Raw genomic sequence first — 1,226 nt, forward strand, 5'->3', positions numbered from 1 at the left:
TAATTTTAAAAATTTATCTCTGGCTGACTGGTTAGTGTATACTTTCCCAGTCCGAAATCATAGCCGAGAACGTTGTAATGCATAAAACCGTACCAATAAACTTATGAAATTCCATATATTATTTCTTCTTACATTTTTGACTTTAGGATGTAATTCTCAAGCACAAAATAAAATGTTTGAGAAAGAAGAAAAGAAAGCAATTAAGTTTATGGAATCTCAAATAGCAGAAATTTATAATAACCAATTTAAAACAGAATTTATTGGAACTTTTCACGAGTTTGGAAAAATTTACGGATTCCAGTTTTATATAGTAGAAAACGATGAATATCCTATTGCAGTTGTATACAACCTTGGAAACCAAAGCCCTTTTGAATTTGACAAGCAAAGGTTTGATAAAGAATATCAGGCAATTAAGGCAAAGGTTAGAGCTTCTGAAGCACTTGAAAAAGACATTCGGGTTTATTACCCAAAGGCAAGAGCAATTTCCGACCGAATTGAAAATAGTGATGGAACATTTCGTTGGGTAAATACAATTTATTCAGCTATACCACTAAAAAAGGAAAAAGAAAAAACATTTGCGGAATTAGACTCGTTATGTAGTTTGCTGATTAAAAAAAATAATGACCAAGAAGTTATTTACAATTTTTACTTTCCAAAAGTAACCGACAAAACTAAGTATACAGACAACCGATTTTCTTTCTTTGAATTTGAGAATTTTAACCAAAAGCATATTCATCATTATCGTATTGACTTTGAAAAAATTGGAGAGCAATTTAAAATAAACAACAAAAAACTTTATGACAATCTGAATGACGAACAATCCGAAAGATTAAAGGAATCAATTAAAAAATGGAAAAGTGAAAACGGATTCGAAAATTGGGAAATATCCTTATTAATTGAAAGTAGCACTGAACGTGACCTTGAATTCAAAAAATTTATGTTAAAGAGTTCGGATGGAGAGAAAAAATTCGGACTTATTAAACTTGAAACGAAAGAACTGAAATTTGAAAAATAAAATTACGCATTACAACACCGTATATAATTTATTGCTGGCTTTTTGCCTACTTGCGAAAGTCCTCGCGGACTTTCTTTGTCGGTAATTATTTACTAAATTAGTTGCTTGAAACACGCAACAAACCATATACAACAACGTTGCATGCAATAAACTAGCTTTTGGTGCATCTAGCTTACTTTATGAATTGAAATATAATTGGAAAAAACCATTA

The 1,226-nt window shown here is 30.4% G+C and carries 1 protein-coding gene; it reads left to right on the forward strand.

From position 1 onward, the window contains the following. The first annotated feature begins 103 nt into the window (after positions 1–103). Positions 104–1,015, forward strand: a complete 912-nt coding sequence (locus tag Q0945_RS15895) for a hypothetical protein (protein ID WP_299436614.1) — start codon at positions 104–106, stop codon at positions 1,013–1,015. Positions 1,016–1,226: the final 211 nt, after the last annotated feature.

This window comes from uncultured Maribacter sp., from assembly GCF_947500405.1.
In the GTDB taxonomy this organism is placed as follows: Bacteria; Bacteroidota; Bacteroidia; order Flavobacteriales; family Flavobacteriaceae; genus Maribacter_B.

Bases quoted from the DNA above. Each gene is read 5' to 3' on its own strand.
- Q0945_RS15895 (WP_299436614.1), top strand. From the start codon at position 104: ATGAAATTCCATATATTATTTCTTCTTACATTTTTGACTTTAGGATGT.